Raw genomic sequence first — 2421 nt, forward strand, 5'->3', positions numbered from 1 at the left:
ATCTATTGCTAATGAACAAATATGCGCTCTTGAAAGCTCATTTATTGAGTCATCCTTGGCAATAATGCAGAGTTCTTGAAATAATTTAAGGAAATCAAATGATCGGGGAGTATATTCTTCAATATTAAAGGTCAGGATAAGTTGTGAAGGACCCGGAGAGATGGCTATATCTGGTACGACAGCGTTATGGTGCTGATCAGTTTCAATCTCTGCATTTATTACAAAAGTATATTGTTGTGCTCTTTGTTTTAAATCTTTGAATACGTCAAGTAGTCTTGATTGAATTTCTTTCTTGACAACTTTTTCAATCAGAAAGTCATCCGATCTGAGAGAAAGATAATTTTTGACATTGATTGAGCTGAAGGCAGCAAAATCTTTCAATCGAAGGTACTTGATAATTTCAAATTTTAACTCTGGAGTCAGTGGTAAATCATTATTTTTGGTGGGTGTTGACGTTACCTTTCTCAATGGGGTGAATACATTGGCTTTCGGTTTTTTTTTAAATTCACTTGACCTTATATAGTGAGAAAAGCTGGGGAAACGAGCAACAATGGACTCTGATGAATTCATAATTGTACCTTTCTCTTCCCCTTTCCTTCATCTTGTTTTGAACATAAGTTTACTAAAAAGTTCCGCTTTGGAAATTTCCTATCTGCCACAGCGGAGTAAAGTAACCGGTTTCTGCTATGAATTCCTGAGTTTAAACGTTAACCGATCGTCTTCATAAGCACCTTTGACTGTCTTTTGGGGTTGTATTTTGCTTTAAGCTCTGCGGGTAAATCATCACAGGCAACTTCAGTAAATTCCCGTTCGATAAACCAATGGGTCGTCTGGGTTGTCATGACGTAGATTTCATTCATGCCCTGTTCTTCCGCCAACGCTTCAATATGCGCAAGTAAACGGTCACCGCGCTGTGCCTTGCGATATTCAGGGTGAACGACAACACAGGCAAGTTCCGCAGCGGCGATGCCATTTTCATGGTACGGGTGGAGAGATGCACAGCCGATGATCATGCCATCGAGCAAAACAAGACTGAACAGCTTTATTTCCCGTTCCAGTTCTTTTCGGGAGCGGCGGCGCAGTATGCCTTTTTCCTCGAAAGGGCGGATCAGTTCAAGAATACCGCCCACATCCTCAATGGTTGCCCTGCGGACTTCTTCGTAGTGATCCCGGGAAATCAGCGTACCGGCGCCATCACGGGTAAACAGCTCCATCAGCAGTGACCCATCATCCTGATAGCTGATAATCTGGGCCCGTTCGACGCCATCGGCGCAAGCGGTAACGGCTGAGGAAAGCAGTCTTGCCGACTCACCAGTTTGCGAGTGAAGTTCTTTACCGGCTTCATGGGGTGAAATTCTATTGATCAGATGTCCCTGATGATCAAAAATCCCCTGCTGCTCACCATAGAGTATCAATTTTTCAGCTTCCAGACTGATTGCCGTCCGGGTAGCCACTTCCTCTGCCTCAATATTGAAAATCTCTCCGGTGGGGGAAAGTCCGAGGCAGGAGAGTAAGACCACATAACCACTGTCCAGCAGATGATCGATAGCCTGACTGTCTATCTTACGGACTTCGCCGGTATGCTGAAAATCGATGCCATTAAGTACACCCAGGGGCCTGGCGGTCACAAAGTTACCACTGACCACACGAATCCTGGCACCATGCATGGGCGAGTTAACCAGCCCAACCGAAAGCCTTGATTCAATCAGGGTTCGCATATTTCCTACGGCGTCCTTGACACACTCAAGGCTCTGCCTGTCAGTGACCCGTCGTTCATTATGCGGTCTGTCATCGCCAGCTGCCCCCTGATGAATAACCGTGTTAATGCCTCGTTCCCGTAATCGCTCATCAATCTGGGGGCGAGCACCGTGTACGAGCACCAGCCGGACGCCCAGGCTGCTCATCAGGGCAATATCACTGATGATATTGCCGAGGTTTGGGTGAGCCAGCGTTTCACCACTGAGCATGATCACAAAGGTTTTACCCCTGTGGGCATGGATATAGGGTGAGGATTGACGGAAAAATTTCACGTACTTTTCTACGCTGTCTGCTGAATTATCCTTTTTTTTCACACAAGCCACACTGGTTTACCCATTAAAAGCCACCCCGGGCATCATATGCCCAGGCTAAAAGAATATCGTCAAGTGCTTCTCTTCAAGATAAGCAATACTGCCTGATCAATGACTGCAAAATATCAATCATTGGCCTTATTCGATCCTGTGAGAGGTATTCATCCGGCTGGTGAGCCTGGTCGATATCACCCGGGCCCAGAACGACAGTATCCATGCCCAGTCGGCTAAAGAATGGAGCTTCTGTACCAAATGCGGCGCTCTCTGCCGGATGCCCTGTCAGCTTCTCACAGGCCGCGGCCAGCGCGGAGTTCTCAGGGCCGGCAAGTCTTCCGTTCCTCCCTGGGTTTTG

3 protein-coding genes are annotated in these 2421 nt (G+C 46.8%); all 3 read right to left on the reverse strand.

The window, feature by feature from the left end:
• Positions 1-570: hypothetical protein (locus tag KDK13_RS06585; protein WP_257284181.1), on the reverse strand; the 570-nt coding region annotated here is incomplete at its 3' end.
• Between the two features lie 137 nt (positions 571-707).
• Positions 708-2072, reverse strand: coding sequence for an amino-acid N-acetyltransferase (gene argA / locus KDK13_RS06590; protein ID WP_257284182.1), 1365 nt, complete (start codon positions 2070-2072; stop codon positions 708-710).
• A gap of 82 nt (positions 2073-2154) precedes the next feature.
• Positions 2155-2421, reverse strand: a 267-nt coding sequence (locus KDK13_RS06595; protein WP_257284183.1) for a M20/M25/M40 family metallo-hydrolase, incomplete at its 5' end; no start/stop codon positions are given.

The organism is Endozoicomonas sp. SESOKO1 (assembly GCF_024606265.1).
Lineage (GTDB): Bacteria > Pseudomonadota > Gammaproteobacteria > Pseudomonadales > Endozoicomonadaceae > Endozoicomonas.